We start from the raw sequence: 21629 nt of genomic DNA, 5'->3' as shown, positions 1-21629 counted from the left end.
ACCGATGGCCTAACTGTTTCGGCACATCTTGGCGAAACTCCCCAACCCGGAACCAGCTTGTGCGGTCTTCGCGTTCAGAAAAGGGATGCCTTGCGCGGGGGAGGGGTGCGCGCGGCGACCGCAGGGAGAGCGGGACGACCGGAAGACCATGGGGACACAGGGACGATGCACATCTCCTTCCTGATTCACAACGCCTACGGCATCGGGGGGACGATCCGTACGACGTGCACGCTGGCGCGTACGCTCGCCGAGCAGCACGACGTCGAGATCGTGTCCGCCCTGCGCCACCGCGACACCCCCGTCTTCGACCCCGGGCCGCGGGTCGCGCTGCGGCACCTCGTCGACCTCAGGGAATCCGGCCCCCGCTACGACGGCGGCGACCCGGCGCACGCCCGGCCCGCCAAGGTCTTCCCGGCCGCGGAGCGCCGCTACGACCAGTACAGCGAGCTCACCGACCGGCGAATAGCCCAGCATCTGCGCCGGATCGAGGCCGACGTGGTGGTCGGCACCCGGCCCGGACTGAACGTGCACCTCGCCCGGCAGACGCGGCGCGGCCCGGTCCGTATCGGCCAGGAACATCTGACCCTCGACACCCACAGCCGGGCGCTCAAACTGGCGCTGCGCGGTGCCTATCCGCGGCTGGACGCGGTCACCACCGTCACGGAGGCCGATGCCCGCGCCTACCGCAGCGGGCTGCGGCTGCCGGGCGTCCGCGTCGAGGCGGTGCCCAACGGCGTGCCCGCGCCCGCGCTGCCGCCCGCCGACGGCACCGGGAAGATCGTCGTCGCGGCCGGCCGGCTCGCCCCCGTCAAGCGGTACGACGTCCTGGTCCGGGCCTTCGCCCGGGTCGTCGCCGAGCGCCCGGACTGGCGGCTGAGGATCTACGGCGGCGGGGCCGAGAAGGCCGCGCTGCGGTCGCTGATCGACGAGCTCGGGCTGTACAACCACGTCTTCCTGATGGGCCCGGCCCACCCGCTGGAGGCCGAGTGGGCCAAGGGCTCGATCGCCGCGGTCTCCTCCAGCATGGAGGCGTTCGGCATGACGATCGTCGAGGCCATGCGGTGCGGACTGCCCGTCGTCGCCACCAACTGCCCGCACGGCCCCGGCGAGATCATCAGCGACGGGGTGGACGGCCGCCTGGTGCCGGTCGGTGACCCGGAGGCGATGGCCGGCGCGCTGCTGACGCTGATCGGCGACGACGACGCCCGCCGCCGGATGGGCGCCGCCGCCCTCGCCGCCTCCGCCCGCTTCGACCCTGCCCGGATCGCCGCGCGCCATGAGGCGCTCTTCGGCGAACTGCTGGCGCGCCGACGCGCCAGCTGGCTGCACGGCGGTCTGCACCGCGCCCGGGGAGCGCTGCTCAGCGGCGCCTACGCGACCAAGGACGCGGCCCGCGCCGCACTGAGAGGGGTGCGCACGGCATGACCGCGTCGCGCCAGTTGACCTGGACACCGGACGAGACGAAGGAGTCGGCCGCCATCGATCAGGAAGCCACGGCCGGGAGAGGCGGGGCACCCGACGGACGCGAACGGCGGGCCGGGCGGCGGAAGCGGGCGGACGGCACGGCCGCGCCCGCCGAGCTGCGGGCCGACTGCATCGCGGACTCCGCGGGCGGCCTCACCTTCGACCTGACCGCCCCGCAGGGCACCGCGCCCGCCTGGAGCGCGGCGTTGGTGCTGCGGCGGCGCGGCGACGGCGCGGACGACGAGGTCCGGCTGCCGCTCGGCCCGAACGGCGCCGGCCGGCTGCGGGCCGTGCTGCCCAGCACCGTCGCGCTCGCCGAGGGCCGCTGGAACGCCTACGCGGACCTCGGCGAGGGCGACGCGCTGCGGCGCCTGCAGCCCGGCGTCAACGACCTGCGGTCGCTGGTGGACCGCCGTCCGCTGGCCGGTATCGGCCGGCTCGGGGTCCGCATCCCGTACGCGACCAAGCTCGGCAACCTCGCGCTGCGCAGCTGGCTGCGCGGGCCGCACGCGGAGGCCGGGGACATCCTCGTCACGCCGGACGGCATGACGGTCTCCGGGCGGCTCTACGGCGCGGCCCCGGCCGCCGGTGCCCTGGCGGAGGCACGTGCCCGGCGCGCTGCCGGCTCCCCGGAGACGGCTTCGGCGCCGGTCACCGTCCCGCTGACCGTCGACGGCCCGGAGTTCTGCTTCACGCTGCCCTACGAGGAGCTGGCCGCCCGCTGGGAGCTCGGCACCGAGCCCTGGGACCTGTGGCTGCGTCCCGCGGAGGGCGCCCACCCGGTCCGGATCGCCCGGCTCCTCGACGACGTCGCGGACAAGAAGCAGGTGTTCAGCTACCCGGCGCTGGCGGTGTCCGCCGGCGCGGCGCAGCTCCGCATCGGCCCGTATTACACGCTCGACAACGACCTGGCCGTCCGGGTCGCGGGTCCGGACGCGGGCTGAGCCGGACGCGCACCGGGGCGGGGCCACGGAAGCCCGGCCGGCAGGACGCCGGCCGGGCTTCCGCACGTCCGCACACGCCCGTCAGGCCCGTCCGCCGGCACCGCACTGCCCCGCCGCCCGGCCGGGCGATGTGCGGGAAATGTGTATGGAGTGTGGTGCGGGCGCCAAATTCCCGGCGGCCGGGAATGGGCGTCCGATAAGGGGGAATCCGGTGCCGCGGCGGATTAATTTTCGGCCGGTGTTGCCCGGTGTCCGGAGCGGCCGTGTCCGTTTCGTATCCGATCACGGCGGAATTCCGCCGGTTTTATTTTTCCACCCGGTTGCGCCGTCACCCGGCGCGTACGGGTGACGGAAGTTCCGGCAAACGCCACAACGGCGGCTGTGACACAAGTGTGACCAATGACGGACCGGGAAGTCACCGGGATGTGCGCCGGACGGGCCTTCCACGGGCCCGGTACGGGCGCCTACGGTGGCTGTCATGAGTGACGTACCCGACTTTCCGACCAACCCCGAGGACGACGTCCGGACCTATGTCGGTCTGGCGCAGCAGGACGCCGAGGAGCGGGCCCGAGGGCGCGGCTGGAGCACCGTCCGCGCGCTGCCGCCCGGCACGGTGATCACCATGGAGTACGTCGCAGGCCGGCTCAACTTCGAGGTCAAGGACAACGTGGTGCACCGCTGCTGGCCGGGCTGAGCGCCGGCGGCACGACGCACCCGGAACGACGGCGGAACGACGACACAACGACGCAGGCCCCGGCCGCTCGAAGGGAGCGGCCGGGGCCTGCGCTGCGGGGTGGGGTGTGCGTACCGGGCCCCGCGGCTGGTGGGGCGGTCAGCCGCCGGTGTTGCGGCCGCGCACGGACGTGGGGCCGACCGGGGTCGTGCGCGGGACGCGGTCCGCGTGCGGTGGCCGCCGGCTGCCCGCGGGAGTGACCGGGGTGCGCTCCGACCGGATGGTGTACGGGCGCGACGCGTGATGCGGCCAGCCGTCCGGGGTGCGGGTGGCCGGGCGGCCGCCCGTGGTGGCGCCGATGGTCTCGCGGACCAGCACCTCGCCGTCCGGGGCGAGGCGCTGCCGGGAGAGGCCGGGGGCCAGCGAGCCGGCCGGCAGCGGGCCGCGCAGCGAATCGGGGCGCAGCCGCAGCCACAGCCGCAGCAGGATGCCCATGAGGCGGTCCTCGAACCAGGTGACCCCGGGCTCCAGCCAGGGCATGGTCAGCAGCACCAGCAGGCCGGCGGCCCAGCCGAGCAGCACGTCACTGACCCAGTGGGTGCCGAGATAGACGGTCGTCATGCCGACGCCCAGTGCGCCCAGCGCGGCGATCACCGACAGCGTGCGGCGGCGCAGCGGGGTGGTCGCCAGGTAGGCCAGCACGCCCCAGGTGACCACGGCGTTCGCGGTGTGACCCGAGGGGAATATGTCGCCGCCCAGCCACATCTCGTTGGCGCCGACCGTCGTCGCGTAGTGCGGACCGAGCCGCCCCATGCCCAGCTTCGCGGCGCCCACCGTGATGTTCAGCAGCAGCAGTGAGGCGCCGAGCACCAGCAGCGGGTGGAGGTTGCGCTGGCGCCAGCAGCGCCAGCCCAGCCAGGCCGCCACCGCCACCGCGGTCGGGCCGCGCTGGCCGAGCACCACGAAGTAGTCGAGGAAGGCGTGGATCGCAGGCCATTGCTTGTACGGCCTGAAGAACATGACCTGCCAGTCGAAGGTGATCAGCCAGGAAGTGGTCAGCACTCCGACCACGATCGCCACGTACACCGCCAGGGTGCCGCCGAACAGCCACAGGCGGGTCCGGGTCATCTGGGGTGGCCGGGCGCGATCGGTCGGGCGCTCCTCCATCTGGTCGAGCTTCTTCTCATCGGTACGCACTCAATCGACGTTACCGCCTGTGATGTAGGCGCTTGGTCAAACTGTGCGCTTTGTAATGACGATGTGATGTGGAATGGGTCTCAATCGGGGCTTCGGCGGCGGGATTTGGAAGGGAATTCCGTGGGATTCTCAATCCCTTCCGGACGTCCGCGTGTCGGTCCGTCGAGCGCCTTATCTGCTTTTCTCCCGAGGGAGTTTATCGGCTATTTGCCGGGGCGTTGGGCGATGTTTCCTCGCCGCCGGGATCGCGGAAGAGGATCATCCGGCTGCCGGCCGGAAGAAGTTGATCTTTGTGGTCGCGGCCGGATCACGGCGGGCCCGATCCGTTCAGCCAGAACGCCCCGTAGACCGCGGAGCCCGCCGCCACGGCCCCGACGACCAGCCAGGACCAGGCCGGCCGCGACCGGGCCAGTGCCGCCGCCGGCGGCAGCAGCAACGGGTAGGCCGGCATCATCAGCCGCGGCTTGGAGCCGAAGTAGCCCTTGGCGGTCAGGGCCAGCAGCAGCACCAGCCCGCCGTAGACCGCCAGCGGCAGCGGCTGGCCGCGCCGCACCCCGTGGACGTACAGCCAGATCACCAGTCCGACGCCGGCCAGTAGCCCGAGACCGGCCGCGAGGGACGGGCCGGTGAGCTGCTGACCGATGAACTCCGCGAACGCGACGCCGCCGTCGAAGCCGTTGCCCCAGCCGCCCTGGACGTCCAGATAGCCGGTGGCCGAGCCCTGCCGGATTCCCACCCATACGAAGTAGCCGCACCAGCCGAGCGGCGCGAGCAGCACCCCGGCCGCCATACCGGGGTGGGAGCGGAGCGCCGCGCGCAGCCGGACGCCCGCCGCCCGCTCGCGCCACAGGGTCACCGCCGCGGTGATCCACACCGCCGCGACCACCGCCGCGCCCACCGGCCGGGTCAGCCCGGCCAGCGACGCCAGCACGCCCGCCGTCACCCAGCGCCCGGTCAGCACGGCGTGGACGCCCCAGGCCGCGAGCGCGGTGAACAGCGCCTCCGAGTACGCCATCGACTGCACGATCCCGACCGGCAGCGCGGCCCACAGCGCCGCCAGCGCGATCCCGGCCCGCGGCCCGTGCAGCCGCTCACCAGTGGCGTACAGCGCCCAGGCCGCGGCCAGCGACGCCGACCAGGCCACCGCCATCCCGGCGTCCGCGGCCGACAGCGGCGTGAGCGCCGACAGGCCGCGCTCCAGCCACGGGAGCAGCGGGAAGAACGCCAGGTTGGAGTGCAGATCGCCGTTGGCCAGCCGGACGCTGTAGCCGTAGCCCTGCTCGGCGACCCGGGTGTACCAGAGCGAGTCCCAGCGGGCGGTGAGCAGGGTGTGCCAGTCCTTGCCGTTCGCGGCCGACCAGATGCCGAGCACCAGCAGCCCGAGCAGCCGGACCGCGGCGTACGCCGCCAGCGCGGGCGCGGCCCGGCGCAGTGCGGCGACCACGGCGGCGCCGTCCCGTGCGGTCCGGCCGGGAACCGCGGCCGAGGCAAGATCGTTCATCTGGACGATTATCCAGGTCTCCGGAAATGCCGGACGACGGGCGGAGGGGGAACGTCCGGCACTGCGATGCGCGTCTCATCGTGAGGTGAGCCACGCGGCACTCTCGGGGACTCGCGTAGTCTGACGTCCTTACTCGCCCGTGCCGCCGGTTCCCCCGGGGCGTTTTCGCGCCCTGATCCGTGGCCGCGAGAGCATGACTGGAGGTGCTGCATGTCCGGGACGACCACGTCCGGCAAGGGACGGACGGCTGGTGTTCCCCGGCTTCCAGGCGGCGGTGTGAACCGCTGGACCGTGCTGATCGTGCTCTGCGTGAGTCTGCTCTTCGTCGCGCTGGACACCACGATCCTCTACGTCGCCGTGCCCTCGGTCACCGAGGACCTGCGGCCGGGACCGGTCGAGCTGCTCTGGATCGTCGACATCTACCCGCTGATCGCGGCCTCGTTGCTGATCCTCTTCGGCACGCTCGGCGACCGCGTCGGCCGCCGCCGCGTCCTCCTGCTCGGTTACGGCCTGTTCGGCCTGGCCTCGGCCGTCGCCGCGCTCGCCCCCAATCCGCAGATCCTGATGACGGCGCGCGCCCTGCTCGGCATCGGCGGCGCGATGATCATGCCCGCGACGCTGTCGATCCTCCGGCAGGTCTTCCCCGACCGGCGGGAGCGCGCGGTCGCCATCGGCGTGTGGAGCGCGGTGGCCGCGGTCGGCGCCGCGGTCGGCCCGGTCCTCGGCGGCTTCCTCGTCGAGAACTTCTGGTGGGGCTCGGTCTTCCTGATCAACATCCCGATGATGTCGGCGATGCTCCTGATAGGGCGGTGGCTGCTGCCGGAGTCGCGCGGCGAGCGCAACGGCCCCTGGGACGTGATCGGCGCGGTCGTCGCGGCGCTCGGCGTGCTGGGCGTCGTGCTCGGCGTCAAGCGGATCGGCAGCGGCGCGGCCCTCGTGGGGCCGACCACGCTGTTGCCCATCGCGCTCGGCGTCGCCCTGCTGCTGCTCTTCGTACGGCGCCAGCGCCGGCGCACGCACCCGCTGATCGACATGCGGCTGTTCGCCCGGCCGGCGTTCGGCACCTCCGTCGGCTGCATCGTGCTGGCCATGCTCGCCCTGGTCGGCCTCCAGCTGATCGCCGTCCAGTACCTCCAGCTCGTCCTGGGGCTGAGCCCCCTGGAGACCGGGCTGCGGATGCTGCCCCTGGTCTTCGCCGCGATGGCCGCCGGCCTCACCGGCTCGAAGCTGCTGCAGGCCCTCGGCCCGCGGGCGATGGTCTCGCTCGGTTTCGTGCTCACCGCCGCCGCGGTGCTCTGCCTGACCGCGATGACCAGCCACGACCGCCCGTGGCTGCTGGCCGGCGGCTTCGTGCTGCTCGGCTTCGGCTTCCAGTCCACGCTGTTCGGCGCCTACGAGTCGATGCTCAGCGAGGCCCCGGCCGAGCAGTCGGGCGGCGCCGCGGCCCTCGGCGAGACCTCCTACCAGCTCGGTGCCGGCATCGGCGTCGCGCTGCTCGGCAGCGTCATGAACGCCGCCTACGCCCCCGGCCTGACGCACGTCGACGGCGTTCCCGCGAAGACGTCCGCGTCCGCCGCGCACTCCCTGGGCGAGGCGTACAAGGTCGCCGCGGGCCTGGGCGAGAGCGCCAAGGAGGCGCTGCGGATCGCGGCCCGCGACTCCTTCGTCCGCGGGCTGCACATCACCCTGGTCGCCAGCGCCGTGCTGCTGCTGGTCGGTGCGGGCATCGCACTGCGGCTGCCGCGCCGGGCCGCGGAGTCCACCGAGCGGGCCGAGGGCGACACCGGCACCGCGGAGGGTGCCCCGGCGGGCGCCGGGCGCGGCACCGGCAAACCCGCCCCGGCCGCCGGCCGCTGAGCCTTCGGCCCCTCCCGCTTTCCGTCCCGCCGCGCGGCTCGGGCCCTTGCCGCGCGGCACCGCGGGCCGTACCGTCGGACGCGCTGCATAACTACCACTGCTAGTTTTATTCGCGCGCGCTGCACCGCCGGAGGCCCGCCATGTCAGCCAAGCCGCCCTCAGCTTCTTCGCCAGTCCCGCCGTTCGACCCCGGCGACCCGCTGGGCATCGACGACCTGCTCACCGACGAGGACCGCGCGGTCCGCGGCACCGTCCGCCGGTGGGCCGCCGACCGGGTCCTGCCGCACATCGCGGAGTGGTACGAGGCGGGCGAACTCCCCGGCATCCGCGAACTGGCCCGGGAACTCGGCGCGATCGGCGCCCTCGGCATGTCCCTGACCGGCTACGGCTGCGCCGGCGCCTCCGCCGTCCAGTACGGCCTGGCCTGCCTGGAACTGGAGGCCGCCGACTCCGGCATCCGCTCGCTGGTCTCCGTACAGGGCTCGCTCGCCATGTACGCCATCTGGCGCTTCGGCTCCGAGGAGCAGAAGCAGCAGTGGCTGCCGGGGATGGCGGCCGGCGAGACCATCGGCTGCTTCGGCCTGACCGAGCCGGACCACGGCTCCGACCCGGCCGCGATGCGGACGTACGCCAAGCGCGACGGCTCGGACTGGGTCCTCAACGGCCGCAAGATGTGGATCACCAACGGCTCGGTGGCCGGCGTCGCGGTGGTGTGGGCCCGGACCGACGACGGCATCCGCGGCTTCGTCGTACCCACCGACGCACCGGGCTTCTCGGCCCCCGAGATCAAGCACAAGTGGTCCCTGCGCGCCTCGGTGACCAGCGAACTCGTCCTGGACGAGGTGCGGTTGCCGGCGGACGCGGTGCTCCCCGGCGTCACCGGTCTGCGCGGCCCGCTCGGCTGCCTGAGCCACGCCCGCTACGGCATCGTCTGGGGCTCCATGGGCGCGGCCCGCGCCAGCTTCGAGGCGGCGCTCGACTACGCCCGCACCCGGGAGCAGTTCGGCAAGCCGATCGGTGGCTTCCAGCTGACCCAGGCCAAGCTCGCCGACATGGCCGTCGAACTGCACAAGGGGATCCTGCTGGCCCACCACCTGGGGCTGCGGATGGACGCCGGGCGGCTGCGCCCCGAGCAGATCAGCTTCGGCAAGCTGAACAACGTCCGGGAGGCGATCGAGATCTGCCGCACGGCCCGGACGATCCTCGGCGCCAACGGGATCTCGCTGGAGTACCCCGTCATGCGGCATGCCACCAACCTCGAATCGGTGCTCACCTACGAGGGCACCGTCGAGATGCACCAGCTGGTGCTGGGCAAGGCGCTCACCGGGCTGGATGCCTTCCGGTGAGCGGCCCGCAGGCGCCGGCACCGTCCGTCCGGTGACCGGCCCTGCACTCAACAACTCCGGTGGCCCCCGGCCGGGAGCGCCGGGCGTAGCTCAACTCTGGTTGAAGAAGCCGCCGTTGCGGTGGTCGCGGTTCTCGCCGCTGAGCACCCGGTAGTCGGCGGGGGTGAGCAGGAAGACCCGGGTGGCGACCCGCTCGATCGAACCGCGCAGGCCGAAGGTGAGGCCGGCCGCGAAGTCCACGACCCGCTTGGCGTCGGCGGGCTCCATGGACGTCAGGTTGACGATCACCGGGACGCCCTCCCGGAACAGCTCGCCGATGCCACGGGCGTCCCGGAAGCTCTCCGGGGTGACCGTCGCGATGCGGGTGCCCTGGTCCTGAGCGGCCTCGTCGGCCACCTGGACCCGGGGGTCGGTCACCCAGGGGTTGCCACCCGGGCCGGCGGCATCGGGTCCCTCGGCGTAGTCGTCGTCGTAGTAGCGCTCGTCATCATTGTCGTCGACGAGGCCAAGCCAGGCACTCGCCTTGCGCACCGATCCCATTGACGCCTCCTCTCACCCGTGGTCTGCGTGTGTTCCTGCCCCTATCGTCGTCCATCAGGCCGACAGAGTGCCAAGTGGATAGCGGCCGCACGGGGGGTTCGTGACACATCTGGTGCAAAGAGGGTGGCGCGCCATCAGCTTCCGCGCCCTACAACGGAACTGACTGTATGAAGAGCATAACGATCGGTATCCGACCGAGTGGTGACGTCAAGTGGCCGGGCCGGGCCGGGGCCCGACCCGCCCGGTCTACTTGATCTCCGGCGGGCTGATCTGCGACGTCTTGATCGCCGAGGCCCCGGTGCCCCACTTCTTCAGGATCCGGTCGTAGGTGCCGTCCTTCTTCAGATGGTTGACCGCGGCCCGGAAGGCCGGCGCCAGCGGGGTGCCCTTCTTGAACGCGAAGCCGACGTCGAGCCGTTTGAACTCATTGAGGAACTTCAGACCGGGCTGCTGTTCGACGGCGTACCGCAGCCCGTTGATGGTGCTCATCACCACGTCGCTGCGGCCCTGCTGGAGGGAGATCCACAGCGCCCCCTGCTCGGCGAAGGTCCTGACGTCGTACGGCTTCTTGCCGGCCTCCGTGCACAGGTGCCGGTTCTGCTCCAGCGTCGCCTCGAAGGTGGTGCCCGCGCCGGTGGCGACGGTCAGTCCGCACAGCTGCTTCAGCGAGGTGACCTTCTTCAGCGGGCTGTCCTTGCGGGCCGCGAAGCCCTGGCCGTCGTTGACGTACGTGACGAAGTCGAGGGTCCTGCGGCGCTCGTCGGTGACGCCGAAATTGCCGGTGCCCACGTCGTACTTGCCGCTGCCGAGGGCCGGCAGGATCGCCTCGAAGCTCGCCACCTCGCGGTGGATCCGCAGCCCGAGGGCCTTGCCGACCGCGTCCGCGAAGTCGATGTCCTGGCCGGCCAGGGTGGTGCCGTCGGGCAGGTAGGTGGCGCCGGGCGGGGTGCCGACACTGGCGGCGAGCGCGAGGGTGCCGCGCTTGCGGACCTCGGCGGGCAGCAGTTTCGCCGCGGCCGGGTCCTCGGTGACGCCGGAGACCACGTCGGTGGTGGGGATCCTGGCGTGCGCGGCGGCCGGCCCGGTGGCGCCGGTGCCGTCCGACGGGTCGCCCGAGCCGCAGGCGGTGAGCGCCAGGACCGCGGTGGCCAGCAGGGCCGTGGCGCGCAGTGCGGTGGTGCGGGGCGTGGTGGGGGTCATGGGCGCGGGGTCTCCAGGTGCTTCTCGAACGGCAGCGGGCCGATCGACTCCGGGTCGGCGGACAGGTCGAACAGCGGCCGGTAGCCCGCGGCGAGGTAGAGGCCCTTGGCCTCGGGCTGGCGCGGACCGGTGGTCAGGTGGATGCGGGTGTAGCCGCGGGCCGCGGCGTGCTGCTCCAGGGCGGCGAGGACCTTCCGGCCCAGTCCGCGCCGGCGGTGCGCGGAGTGCGTCCAGATCCGTTTGAGTTCGGCGGTCCGGGCGTCGAGGCGGCGGTACGCGCCGCCGGCCACCGGCTCGCCGTCCGCGAGCAGCAGCAGGAACGCGCCGCCGGGCGGGGCGAACTCCTCCGCCGGGTACTCCAGGCCGAGGTCGACCGGCTTCTCGTAGCGCGTGCGGTATTCGTGGGTCAGCTCGTCCAGCAGCGGGCGGGCCAGGGGATCGGTGACGGTGGTGTGCCGCACCGTCAGGCGGCCGTGCTCCAGGGGCCGGGGCGTGGTGGTCATCGGGCCGCCTCCGTGGCCGGCTCCGGTGCCGCGGCGGGCGCGGGCGACGGCCAGGGCAGCGGGTCGGGCAGCTCGTGGCGCAGTTGCGGCAGCACCTCGGCGGCGGTCAGCCGCAGCACCTCGGCCTTGCGGGCGAACGGCAGCCCGGCGCTGTCCACGGAGAAGAACTGCAGCGCATGGCCGTAGGCGAGGTGCTGCGACAGGATCTTGTCGACGATCCGCGCGGGCGAACCGACCAGCGCAGGCCCGTGGTCGGCGGCCTCGTCCAGGGTGCGGAACGGGGTGTTGTTGCCCGGCACGTCGCGCGCGGCGACCGCCGTCTCGTAGTACGGCGCGAACTCCCGGCGGGCGGTGCGGTCGTCGGCCGCCGCGTAGAGCGTGCCGCCCGAGCCGACCAGCGCGGCCGCCGGATCGTGCCCGTAGTCCGCCCAGCGGGCCCGGTAGTGGTCGATCAGCTTGGCGTAATTGGCCACCGGCTGGATGACGTTGGCCGCGAGGACCGGATCGCCCCAGAGCGCCGCCAGCTCCACCGAACGCTCGCTGGTGGCGCTGCCGTGCCAGATGGTGGGCGGCCGCCGGAACGGGCGGGGCAGCACCGTGGCGTCCTTCAGCGGCGGCCGGAACCGGCCCGACCAGGTGACGTGCTCCTCGCTCCACAGCCGGCGCAGCAGTTCGTAGTTCTCCTCCTGGAGCGCGTACTGGTCGTCCGGATCGCGGTGGAAGAGGTGCCAGGGCTCGGGCGCGTTGCCCTTGCCGATGGTCAGCTCCAGCCGGCCGCCGGAGAGCTGGTCGACGGTGGCGTAGTCCTCCGCGACGCGTACCGGGTCGAGGGTGGACAGCACGGTGACGGTGGTGAACAGCCGGATCCGGTGGGTCCGGGCGGCGATCGCGCCCAGCACCGCGGGCGGAGAGCTGGACAGGAACGGCGCACCGTGCCGCTCCCCGACGCCGAACGCGTCGAACCCCAACTCCTCGGCCAGCACCGCAAGTTCGACGACCTCGCGGAGCCGGTCGTGGGGGGAGAGGAGGCGTCCGGACAGCGCGTCCGGGACGTTGTCGATCAAAGTCATGACGCCGAAGCGCATACCGCGCCCTTCTGCGAGCGGGACGGAGGGAGGAAGGAAAGGGAGGAAGGAAAGGGAGGAAGGAAGGGAGAAGAAAGGAAGCAGGAAAGGAAGCAGGGGCCCCGGGTGGGGAGGAAAGCGTGGCGAAGCGGGTGGAGCGAGGGGAGGGGTCGCCGGAGAAGCGGCGTGGCGTGTGAAGGCGCGCGGCGGAAGGAGAAGCAGAACCGCGGAAGGGGCCCGGCCTTATCGGCGACGGGCCGCAGGGCAGGGGGTCAGCTCAACAGGACGACGACCACACACGACCGAAGTCGATGTGGTCGCGGGTGACCAGCCGATGCCATGCGTACATGCCGACAAGTGGAACAGGCATCCGTTTCCACGTCAACCACGGCGTGATCCCTCGCTCACAGTGCGGACAGGCTTGACAACCAGACGCATTGACCCCATAGCCTCAAGGGCCGGTCGTGCTGAGGGGCGCGGCCCGCTCGTTCGTGTGAAGGCGCCGGAGCCCGTGCTCGCTCTCGGCATCCACGGAGCCTTCGCCATGCCCTTGGTCGACCCCGTTTCCGACACCCTCGACGCCCCGGCCGCCCCCGCCGCGGTACCCCCCGACACCCCCGACTCCCCGGACCCCGCCGCGCTGCGCATCGTGCCGCGCCGGCGCACCGGCCGGCGGGCCGCGGCCGCCGTCGTCCTCGTCCTGCTGGCGCTGGCCCTCGTCTCCGTCGTCCGCAACGACGCCTTCCAATGGGACGTGGTCGCCGACTACTTCCTGACCACCGCCGTCCTGCGCGGCCTGGGGCTGACGCTCTGGCTGACCGTGGCCGTCATGGTGCTGGGCTTCGCGCTGGGCACCCTGCTCGCGGCCATGCGGCTGTCGGACAACCCCGTGCTGCGCGGCGTCAGTTGGGGCTACGTCTGGCTCTTCCGGTCGATGCCGATCCTGGTGCAGCTGCTGTTCTGGTTCAACATCGGGGCGCTCTACCCGACGATCCTCGGCGTGCGGACCGTCAACCTGCTCGGCCCGGTCAGCATCGCGGTCATCGGGCTGACCCTGCACGAGGCCGCCTACGCCGCCGAAGTGGTCCGCGGCGGCATCCTGTCGGTCGACAAGGGACAGCTGGAGGCCGCCCAGTCGCTGGGGCTGGGCGCCTGGCGGCGGCTGCGCCGGATCGTGCTGCCGCAGGCCATGCGGGCGATCGTGCCACCGGCCGGCAACATGCTGATCGGCACCCTCAAGGGCACCTCCATCGTCAGCGTCATCGCCGTCCAGGACCTGCTCTACTCCGTGCAGCTGGTCTACCACCGCACCTACCAGGTCGTCCCGCTGCTGCTGGTCGCCACCCTCTGGTACATCGTGGTCACCTCCGTGCTCAGCGCCGGCCAGTTCTTCGTCGAGCGGCACTACGCCCGCGGTACGGCCGGTGCCCGGTGAACGCCTCGCTCGTCCTCGTCGGGGCCGGCCCGCGCGGAACCGGCGTCCTGGAACGGCTGGCCGCCAACCTCCCTGAGCTGTACGGCGACCGGCCCCTGGACATCCACCTCGTCGATCCGCACCCGCCCGGCGGCGGCCGCATCTGGCGCCACGACCAGTCCCCGCTGCTGTGGATGAACTCCATGGCCGAGGACGTCACGATGTTCACCGACGGGACGGTGGAGCAGGCCGGCCCGGTGCGGCCGGGGCCCACGCTCGCCGAGTGGACCGGGGCCGACGGGCAGGCGTTCCTGAGCCGGCAGCGGCAGGGCGCGTATCTGCGCTGGGTGTACGAGCGGTCGGTGGCCGCGCTGCCGCCCACCGTCACCGTCCATGAGCACCGGGACACCGCGGTACGGGTCTCCGGCTCGCGCGACGGCCGGCAGCAGGTGTGGCTGGCCGGCCGCCCGGCCCCGCTCCTGGCCGACCTCGTCGTCCTCACGCTCGGCCACCTCGACGCCGAACTCCCGCCGGAACAGGCGGAGTTGGCGGAATTCGCGGTCCGGAACGGGCTCACCTACCTGCCACCCGCCTTCACCGCCGACAGCGATCTGCGCGCCCTCCGGCCCGGCGAACGGGTGCTGGTGCGCGGTTTCGGGCTGGCCTTCATCGACCTGATGGTGCTGCTGACCGAGGGCCGCGGCGGCACGTACACCACCGGCGCGGACGGGCGGCTGACCTACCGGCCCTCGGGCCGCGAGCCCGTCCTGCACGTCGGTTCGCGGCGCGGCGTCCCGTACCACTCCAAGATCGGCTATCCGCCGAGCGGTGAACGGCCGCCGCTGCCCCGGTTCTTCGGGCCCGCCGAGGTGGACGAACTCCTCGCCCGGCCCGGCGGGATCAGCTTCCGGCGCGACGTCTGGCCGCTGATCGACAAGGAGCTGGGCTTCGCCCACTACCACCGGCTGTTCACCGCGCACGCCGACCGCACCCGGATGGCCTGGGCCGACTTCGAGGAGAAGTACGCCGCCGTCGACCCGGGCAGCGCCGCCCTCCAGGCCCTGGTCGGCGCGGCCGTCCCGGATCCCGCCGACCGGCTGGACCTGGCGGCGCTGGACCGTCCGCTGGACGGCCTGCGCCACCCCGACGCCGAGGCGCTGCAGGAGGGGCTGCGCGGCTACATCGAGGCCGACCTCGCCCGCCGCCACGACCCCGCGCACAGCCCCGACCTCGCGGTCTTCCTCGCACTGCTGTCGGTCTACGGCCAGCTGGTCCGGCTCGGCGACCTCGGCACCTGGTGGCACGGCTTCTTCAGCTACCTCGCCTCCGGCCCGCCGGGACCGCGGCTGCGGCAACTGCTCGCCCTCTCCCGGGCCGGTGTGGTGCGCTTCCTCGGCGCGGACACCACCGTCACCGCCGACCCGCGGCGCGGGCTGTTCCGCGCCGAAAGCCCCAGCGTGCCGGGGGAGTCGGTGACGGCCCGGGCGCTGGTCGAGGCCCGGCTGCCGGAGCCCACCGTGGCGCACACCCGCGACGCCCTGCTCCGCTCCCTGTACGCCGAGGGCGCGGCCGCGACCCCGGCCGGACTGCTGGCGGTCGACCCCGCCGACGGCCGGATCCTGGACCGGGCCGGCGTCCCGCATCCGCGCCGCTTCGCCCTCGGCCCGCACACCGACGCCCGGGCCGGCGGCGCGTTCTCCCGTCCCGGTACCAACGCCCCCGCCTTCCGGCAGAACGACGCCACCGCGCGGGTACTGCTCACCTTCCTCCGCGACCGGGCCGCCCGGCCCGCCCCCGTCCCCACTCCCCGTACCGCACCCACCCCCGAGGACACCCATGCCGCTGACCACTGAACCACCCGCCCCACGGACGGCCCCCGAGCGGGCCGGACCACCGGCCGCCGACGATCCGGCCGCCCTGAAGGTCGTCCCCGTACGCCACCCCTGGCGGTGGGCCGCGATCGCGGTGACCGCCGTGCTGATCGCGCAGTTCGTGCACGGACTGGTCACCAACCCGGCCTGGGAATGGCCGGTGTTCGCCCAGTTCTTCACCGCGGAGACGGTCCTCAAGGCGGTCTGGATCACCCTTCAGCTGACCGTCTACGGCACCGCCCTCGGCTTCGCCCTGGGCATCGTGCTGGCCTTCATGCGGCTGTCCGCCAGCCCCTTCCTGCGCTGGGTCGCCTTCGGCTACATCTGGGCCTTCCGCTCCATCCCGCTCATCGTCCAGCTGCTGTTCTGGTTCAACCTCGCCTACCTCTACAAGCGGCTGGACTTCGGCATCCCCTTCGGGCCAGGCTTCTTCCACTTCGACACCATGGGGCTGGTCGGGGCGATGGGCGCGGCGGTGCTGGGCCTGGCCCTGCACCAGGCCGCGTACGCCGCCGAGATCGTGCGCGGCGGGGTGCTCGCGGTGGACGGCGGACAGCTGGAGGCGGCCGCCGCGCTCGGCATCCCCCGGCTGCGCCAGCTGCGCCGCATCGTGCTGCCGCAGGCCGCACGGTCGATCCTGCCCAACGCCACCAACGAGGTCATCTCCCTCTTCAAGGGCACCTCGATCGTCTCCGTCATGGCGATCGGCGAACTCTTCTACCAGGTCCAGGTCATCTACGGACGGAACGGCAGGGTCGTGCCCCTGCTGATGGTCGCCACCGCCTGGTACGTCCTGCTCACCACCGTGCTCTCCGTCCTCCAGCACTACGTGGAACGCCACTTCGCCAAGGGAGCCACCCGATGAGCACGCAGACCGTGATGGTCGACGTCCGCTCGGTCCACAAGAGCTACGGCCCGCTCGACGTCCTCAAGGGGGTGGACCTGACGGTCCGGGCCGGAGAGGTCACCGTCGTCCTCGGCCCGTCCGGCTCCGGCAAATCCACCCTGCTGCGCACCATCAACCACCTGGAGAAGGTCGACGGCGGCTCGGTGAGCGTGGCCGGCGCGTTGGTCGGCTACCGCCGCTCCGGCAACAAGCTGCACGAGCTGCGGGAACGGGAGATCCTCAAGCAGCGCACCGGTATCGGCTTCGTCTTCCAGAACTTCCACCTCTTCCCGCACCTGACCGTGCTGGCGAACATCACCGAGGCCCCGGTCTCCGCGCTGCGCCGCCCGAAGAAGGAGGCCGAGGCGGCCGCCCGGGCGCTGCTCGACCGGGTCGGGCTCGCCGACAAGGCGGACGCCTACCCCCGGCAGCTCTCCGGCGGCCAGCAGCAGCGGGTGGCCATCGCCCGGGCGCTCGCCCTCGAACCGAAGCTGCTGCTCTTCGACGAGCCGACCTCCGCGCTCGACCCGGAGCTGGTCGGTGAAGTCCTCGACGTCATCAGGGACCTGGCCCGCGGGGGCACCACGATGATCATCGTCACCCATGAGATCGGCTTCGCCCGCGAGGTCGCCGACACCGTCGTCTTCATGGACGGCGGACGGATCGTCGAACAGGGCCCGCCCGGCCAGGTCCTCGACCACCCGCGCCACGAGCGCACCGCGTCCTTCCTTTCCAAGGTCCTGTGAACATGAGGAGACATCCGTTGCACCGCCGCACCCTGACCACCGCCCTCACCCTCGCCGCCGGCTCCGTACTGCTCACCGCCTGCGGCGGCGCGGCCGCGGGCAGCGGCGACGACGCCGGGAACGCCGTCACCGGCGCCCATGGCGTCAAGATCAACATCGGCCCGGACCAGCACCGGATCCACGGCGTCAAGGACCCGAAGATCGCCGCCCTGGTGCCCGCCCGGGTCCGCGGGACCGGTGAGCTGCGGATCGGCGTGAGCGCCGACGGCAGCCCCCCGCTGACCTTCCACGCCACCGACGACAAGACCCTCATCGGCGTCGAGGACGACATCGCCACCCTCGTCGCCGACACCCTCGGCCTCAAGCCCCGCTTCGAGCCGCTCTCGTGGGAGAACCTCTTCGTCGGCCTGGACAGCGGCAAGCTCGACGGGGTCTTCTCCAACGTCACCGTCACCGAGGAGCGCAAGGACAAGTACGACTTCGCCACCTACCGGCTCGACCAGCTGGCGATGGAGGCGAAGAAGGGCAGCGGCTGGAAGGTCCGCGGCCCCAAGGACGTCGCGGGCAGGACGATCGCGGTCGACTCCGGCACCAACCAGGAGAAGATCCTCGTCGACTGGAGCAGGCAGAACGAGAAGGCCGGCCGCAAGCCGGTCGACATCAAGTACTTCCACAAGCCCTCCGACACCTACCTCGCCCTCCAGTCCGGCCGGCTGGACGGCTTCTTCGGCCCGAACCCGACCGCCGCGTACCACGTCAACACCGCCGGCCAGACCGAGATCGTCGGCACCTTCTCCGGCGGCGGCAGCGTCCGGGGCGAGATCGCCGCCACCACGAAGAAGGGCAGCGGACTCGTCAGGGCCTATGCCGCGGCGCTGCAGAAGGTCATCGACGACGGCCGCTACGGAAAGGTGCTGGCCCGCTGGGGGCTCACCGGTGAGGCCCTCAAGTCCTCGCGGATCAACCCGCCCGGCCTGCCCAGGACCGCCAACTGACCGGCGCCGGACCGGAAAGGAACCCCATGTCCCACCCCCTGCACCTGGCCGTCGCGCTGGACACCCCGCAGCCGTCCGGCCGTGCCGCCCACGACACAGCCCACGACGCCGCCCACGTCGTCGCGCTCGCCCGGCTCGCCGAGCGCGGCGGCCTCACCTTCGTGACCCTCGGCGACGGCTTCGGCCGCCCCGGCCTCGACGCCCCGGCCGTGCTCGCCCGGGTCGCGCCCGCCACCGAACGCATCGGGCTGATCCCCACCGTCACCACCACCCACACCGAGCCGTTCCACGTCTCCACCACGGTCGCCACCCTGGACTGGGTCAGCCGCGGCCGGGCCGGCTGGGCCGTCGAGGTCTCCACCACCGAGGCCGACGCCGCGCTCTTCGGCCGCCGGCCGGCTGCCCCGCCCGCCGAGGTCTGGGCCGAGGCCGGCGAGGTCGCCGACGTCGCCGCCCGGCTGTGGGACAGCTGGGAGGACGACGCGGAGATCCGCGACCGCGCCACCGGCCGGTTCATCGACCGGGACAAGCTCCACCACGTCGACTTCACCGGCCGTACCTTCTCCGTCCGCGGCCCCTCGATCGTGCCCCGGCCCCCGCAGGGCCGCCCGGTCATCGCGGTGGATGCCACCGACGGGCCGGCGCGCGAGGTGGCCGCGGCCCACGCCGACCTCGCCCTGGTCCGCGTCGAGGACCCGGCCACCGCCCGGGCCGTCCGTGAGGAACTGCGCGACCGCGCCCGCGCGCACGGCCGCGACCCCGGCCAGCTGCTGGTCTTCGCCTCGCTGCCGGTCGAGCTCGACGACGCGGCCGACGGGGCCGGGCTCGCCGACCTGATCGCGGACTGGCGGGCGGCCGGCGCCGCCGACGGCTTCCACCTGCGCCCCGCCGATCCCGGCCGGGACCTCGCACGGCTCGTCGAGGCCACCGTCCCGGTCCTCCGGGCGCGCGGTCTGCTCGGGCACCCCGGCCACCCGGGCGCCACGCTGCGCGAGCACCTCGGCCTGCCCCGCCCGGCCAGCCGCTACGCCCTCGCCAGGGAGACCGCATGACCCCGACGACCCCCACGACCCCCACAGCCCCGCCCCCGCGCAAGCAGATCCGGCTCGCCGCCCACTTCCCGGGCGTCAACAACACCACCGTCTGGGCCGATCCGAGGTCCGGCAGCCAGATCGACTTCGCCTCCTTCGAGCATCTCGCCCGCACCGCCGAGCGCGGCCTGTTCGACTTCTTCTTCCTCGCCGAGGGGCTGCGGGTCCGCGAGCACAAGGGGCGGATCCACGACCTCGACGTGGTCGGCCGGCCCGAGTCGCTCACCGTGCTGGCCGCCCTGGCGGCGGTCACCGAGCACCTGGGACTGGCCGCCACGGTCAACACCACCTTCAACGAGCCGTACGAACTCGCCCGCCGGCTCGCCTCCCTCGACCACCTCAGTGGCGGCCGGGCGGCCTGGAACGTGGTCACCACCTCCGACGCCTTCACCGGCGAGAACTTCCGCCGCGGCGGCTACCTCGACCGCGCCGACCGGTACACCCGGGCGGCCGAATTCATCGCGGTGGCACGGGAGTTGTGGGATTCCTGGCCGGACGGGGAGGCGCCCCGGCCGGTCGACCACCGCGGCGAACACTTCACCGTCCGCGGCGGGTTCACCGTGCCGCGCAGCCCGCAGGGCCATCCCGTCATCATCCAGGCCGGCGACTCCTCCGAGGGCCGGGAGTTCGCCGCCGCCACCGCGGACGTCATCTTCACCCGGCACAGCGGCCTCGAAGCCGGCCGGGCCTTCTACGCCGACGTCAAGCGCCGGCTCGCGGCGTACGGCCGGCAGCCGGACCACCTCGCGATCATGCCGGGGGTCACCTTCGTCCTCGGCGACACCGCCGCCGAGGCCCAGGAACACGCCGCCGGGATCCGCCGGCAGCAGGTCTCCCCGCAGAACGCGCTGCTCGCGGCCGAGCAGATCTGGGGCGTGGACCTCTCCGGGTACGACCCCGACGGGCCGCTGCCGGACTTCGATCCGGACCCCGGCAGCGAGCTGGCCCAGGGCCGGGTCCGGATCGCCGACCCGAAGGCGATCGCCGACAAGTGGCGGGCGCTGTCCCGCGCCAAGGGGCTGTCGCTGCGCGAGACGGTCATCGAGACCACCGGCCGGCAGTCCTTCATCGGCACCCCGGAGGATGTCGCGGCGCAGATGGACACCTTCGTGCAGACCGGCGCCGCCGACGGGTTCATCCTGGTGCCGCATCTGACGCCGGGCGGTCTCGACCCGTTCGTCGACCGGGTGGTACCCCTCCTCCAGGAGCGCGGGGTCTTCCGCACGGAGTACACCGGTACGACGCTGCGCTCCCACCTGGGGCTGCCGCCGCAGCCCGGCCGCGCAGCAGGAAAGGGACCCACTGCATGAGCACCGACGCACGCGAGGAGTGGCAGGACTGGCGCGAGCGGCGCCGCGCCGCGATCAGCGGGCCGTACGGCCCGCTCGCCCTGGCCGGCACCCACTGGCTGGCGGACCGTCCCGACGGCCGGATCGAGGGGCTGCCGGGCCACTGGACCGCGCTGGACGACGCGGTCGTGCTGCGGGCCGGCCCGGACGACGGACTCACCGTCGACGGCAGGCCGGCCGCCGGTGAGATCCGGCTCGGCCCGGACACGGACCCCGTCTCGACGCGGGTGACGTCCGGCGAGCGGCATCTGCTGGTGCTGCGCCGCGACGGCGACTGGGCGGTACGCGACTTCGACCCGGAGTCGGCGGCCCGCCGGTCGTTCGCCGGCATCGACGTCTACGAATACGACGAGCGCTGGGTGCGGCCGGGTCTCTTCCGGCCGTACGCGCAGGGCCGCACGATCCAGGTGCGCCACGCCGACGGGCAGCGGCGGGGCCTGGGGCTCGCCGGGGAGCTCGCGTTCACCCTCGAAGGGGACGAGCACACCCTGCAGGTCGCGGTCGAGGGCGACGGCTCGCTGTGGGCGGTGCTCGCCGACGCCACCAGCGGCACCGACAGCTACCGCTTCCGGTTCCTACGGCCGCCCGCGCCCGCCGCGGACGGCACCGTCACGGTCGACCTCAACCGGATCCTGCTGCCGCCGTGCGCGTTCGCCGACCACTTCCTGTGCCCCTTCCCGCCGCCCGGCAACACCCTGCCGGTCGCCCTGCGCGCGGGGGAGCGGAATCCCGCCGTCCGCTGACCCGTCCCAGGACCGACCGAGGAGGTCACCCCGTGCCCCGGCAGCCGTCAACGCGGCCGCCGGGGCGCGGTGTTGAGGTGTCGGGCGCATTTCCGGCGCGAGACATGCGTGAAGCCCTCTTGCGCTCGACGGGTGGTGCGCCGGAGACTCCCGCTCAGCGCTTGTCAGGGGCACGCAAAAAATGAACGTGCGGATTCCGCGTGCCCTTCGGCTGCGCCTCACCGGGCTGCCCACCGGCGGCCCCC

The 21629-nt window shown here is 73.0% G+C and carries 19 protein-coding genes; 13 read left to right on the top strand and 6 right to left on the bottom strand.

What is annotated here, in order from left to right; all coding sequences use genetic code 11:
* Positions 1–165 precede the first annotated feature (165 nt).
* The 3 genes from ACZ7MX_RS35610 (at position 166) to ACZ7MX_RS35600 (ending at position 3102) form a co-directional block, all read left to right on the top strand.
* Entirely contained in the window at positions 166–1425 is a 1260-nt protein-coding gene (locus ACZ7MX_RS35610; protein WP_472138324.1) for a glycosyltransferase family 4 protein, read from the top strand.
* Positions 1422–2408, top strand: a complete 987-nt coding sequence (locus ACZ7MX_RS35605) for a hypothetical protein (protein ID WP_472138322.1) — start codon at positions 1422–1424, stop codon at positions 2406–2408. The genes ACZ7MX_RS35610 and ACZ7MX_RS35605 overlap by 4 nt, the downstream gene beginning before the upstream one ends.
* A gap of 478 nt (positions 2409–2886) precedes the next feature.
* Positions 2887–3102, top strand: coding sequence for an I78 family peptidase inhibitor (locus ACZ7MX_RS35600; RefSeq protein WP_472138320.1), 216 nt, complete (start codon positions 2887–2889; stop codon positions 3100–3102).
* 138 nt (positions 3103–3240) lie between these two features.
* Here ACZ7MX_RS35600 and ACZ7MX_RS35595 read toward each other — a convergent pair whose 3' ends face one another.
* Positions 3241–4278 carry a phosphatase PAP2 family protein gene (locus ACZ7MX_RS35595; RefSeq protein ID WP_472138318.1) on the bottom strand — a complete coding sequence of 346 codons (1038 nt, stop codon included), beginning with the start codon at positions 4276–4278 and terminating at the stop codon, positions 3241–3243.
* Between the two features lie 307 nt (positions 4279–4585).
* Positions 4586–5779, bottom strand: a complete 1194-nt coding sequence (locus ACZ7MX_RS35590; protein WP_472138316.1) for a hypothetical protein — start codon at positions 5777–5779, stop codon at positions 4586–4588.
* A 210-nt stretch (positions 5780–5989) separates the two neighbouring features.
* Between ACZ7MX_RS35590 and ACZ7MX_RS35585 the strand changes: the two genes are divergently transcribed.
* Entirely contained in the window at positions 5990–7636 is a 1647-nt protein-coding gene (locus tag ACZ7MX_RS35585) for an MFS transporter (RefSeq protein ID WP_472138314.1), read from the top strand.
* A 140-nt stretch (positions 7637–7776) separates the two neighbouring features.
* Positions 7777–8982 (top strand): acyl-CoA dehydrogenase family protein, encoded by a 1206-nt coding sequence (locus tag ACZ7MX_RS35580; RefSeq protein WP_472138313.1) that lies wholly within the window; start codon positions 7777–7779, stop codon positions 8980–8982.
* Between the two features lie 90 nt (positions 8983–9072).
* On the opposite strand, the gene ACZ7MX_RS35575 is transcribed toward ACZ7MX_RS35580, so the two are convergent.
* The 4 genes from ACZ7MX_RS35575 to ACZ7MX_RS35560 form a co-directional block, all read right to left on the bottom strand.
* Positions 9073–9522 (bottom strand): cell division protein SepF, encoded by a 450-nt coding sequence (locus tag ACZ7MX_RS35575; protein ID WP_472138312.1) that lies wholly within the window; start codon positions 9520–9522, stop codon positions 9073–9075.
* 246 nt (positions 9523–9768) lie between these two features.
* Positions 9769–10722: an ABC transporter substrate-binding protein gene (locus ACZ7MX_RS35570; RefSeq protein WP_472138311.1), complete on the bottom strand. Its 954-nt coding sequence runs from the start codon at positions 10720–10722 to the stop codon at positions 9769–9771.
* On the bottom strand, positions 10719–11225 hold the full coding sequence (locus tag ACZ7MX_RS35565) for a GNAT family N-acetyltransferase (RefSeq protein WP_472138310.1): 507 nt from the start codon (positions 11223–11225) through the stop codon (positions 10719–10721). Before ACZ7MX_RS35565 ends, ACZ7MX_RS35570 begins: the two co-directional genes overlap by 4 nt.
* Complete coding sequence (locus ACZ7MX_RS35560; RefSeq protein WP_472138309.1) at positions 11222–12310, bottom strand: LLM class flavin-dependent oxidoreductase; 1089 nt, start codon at positions 12308–12310, stop codon at positions 11222–11224. The genes ACZ7MX_RS35565 and ACZ7MX_RS35560 overlap by 4 nt, the downstream gene beginning before the upstream one ends.
* 523 nt (positions 12311–12833) lie before the next feature.
* On the opposite strand from ACZ7MX_RS35560, the gene ACZ7MX_RS35555 reads away from it, so the two are divergent.
* From ACZ7MX_RS35555 to ACZ7MX_RS35520, 8 genes are read left to right on the top strand one after another with little or no spacing between them, the layout of a single operon-like run.
* The gene (locus ACZ7MX_RS35555; protein WP_472138307.1) at positions 12834–13724 is read left to right on the top strand and encodes an amino acid ABC transporter permease; all 891 of its coding nucleotides are present in this window, start codon (positions 12834–12836) and stop codon (positions 13722–13724) included.
* Positions 13721–15556, top strand: coding sequence for an FAD/NAD(P)-binding protein (locus tag ACZ7MX_RS35550; RefSeq protein WP_472138306.1), 1836 nt, complete (start codon positions 13721–13723; stop codon positions 15554–15556). Before ACZ7MX_RS35555 ends, ACZ7MX_RS35550 begins: the two co-directional genes overlap by 4 nt.
* Positions 15540–16439 carry an amino acid ABC transporter permease gene (locus ACZ7MX_RS35545; RefSeq protein WP_472138305.1) on the top strand — a complete coding sequence of 300 codons (900 nt, stop codon included), beginning with the start codon at positions 15540–15542 and terminating at the stop codon, positions 16437–16439. The genes ACZ7MX_RS35550 and ACZ7MX_RS35545 overlap by 17 nt, the downstream gene beginning before the upstream one ends.
* The gene (locus ACZ7MX_RS35540) at positions 16436–17206 is read left to right on the top strand and encodes an amino acid ABC transporter ATP-binding protein (protein WP_472138304.1); all 771 of its coding nucleotides are present in this window, start codon (positions 16436–16438) and stop codon (positions 17204–17206) included. The genes ACZ7MX_RS35545 and ACZ7MX_RS35540 overlap by 4 nt, the downstream gene beginning before the upstream one ends.
* A gap of 2 nt (positions 17207–17208) precedes the next feature.
* Positions 17209–18201, top strand: a complete 993-nt coding sequence (locus ACZ7MX_RS35535) for an ABC transporter substrate-binding protein (protein ID WP_472138303.1) — start codon at positions 17209–17211, stop codon at positions 18199–18201.
* Between the two features lie 26 nt (positions 18202–18227).
* On the top strand, positions 18228–19253 hold the full coding sequence (locus ACZ7MX_RS35530; RefSeq protein WP_472138302.1) for an LLM class flavin-dependent oxidoreductase: 1026 nt from the start codon (positions 18228–18230) through the stop codon (positions 19251–19253).
* The gene (locus tag ACZ7MX_RS35525) at positions 19250–20602 is read left to right on the top strand and encodes an NtaA/DmoA family FMN-dependent monooxygenase (RefSeq protein ID WP_472138300.1); all 1353 of its coding nucleotides are present in this window, start codon (positions 19250–19252) and stop codon (positions 20600–20602) included. Before ACZ7MX_RS35530 ends, ACZ7MX_RS35525 begins: the two co-directional genes overlap by 4 nt.
* Complete coding sequence (locus tag ACZ7MX_RS35520) at positions 20599–21384, top strand: DUF1684 domain-containing protein (RefSeq protein WP_472138298.1); 786 nt, start codon at positions 20599–20601, stop codon at positions 21382–21384. Before ACZ7MX_RS35525 ends, ACZ7MX_RS35520 begins: the two co-directional genes overlap by 4 nt.
* The last annotated feature ends 245 nt before the right edge of the window (positions 21385–21629 follow it).

Source organism: Streptomyces sp. NPDC107765 (assembly GCF_055657085.1).
Note: the sequence above shows the minus strand (reverse complement) of the source record. Positions and strands in the feature narration are given on the sequence as shown.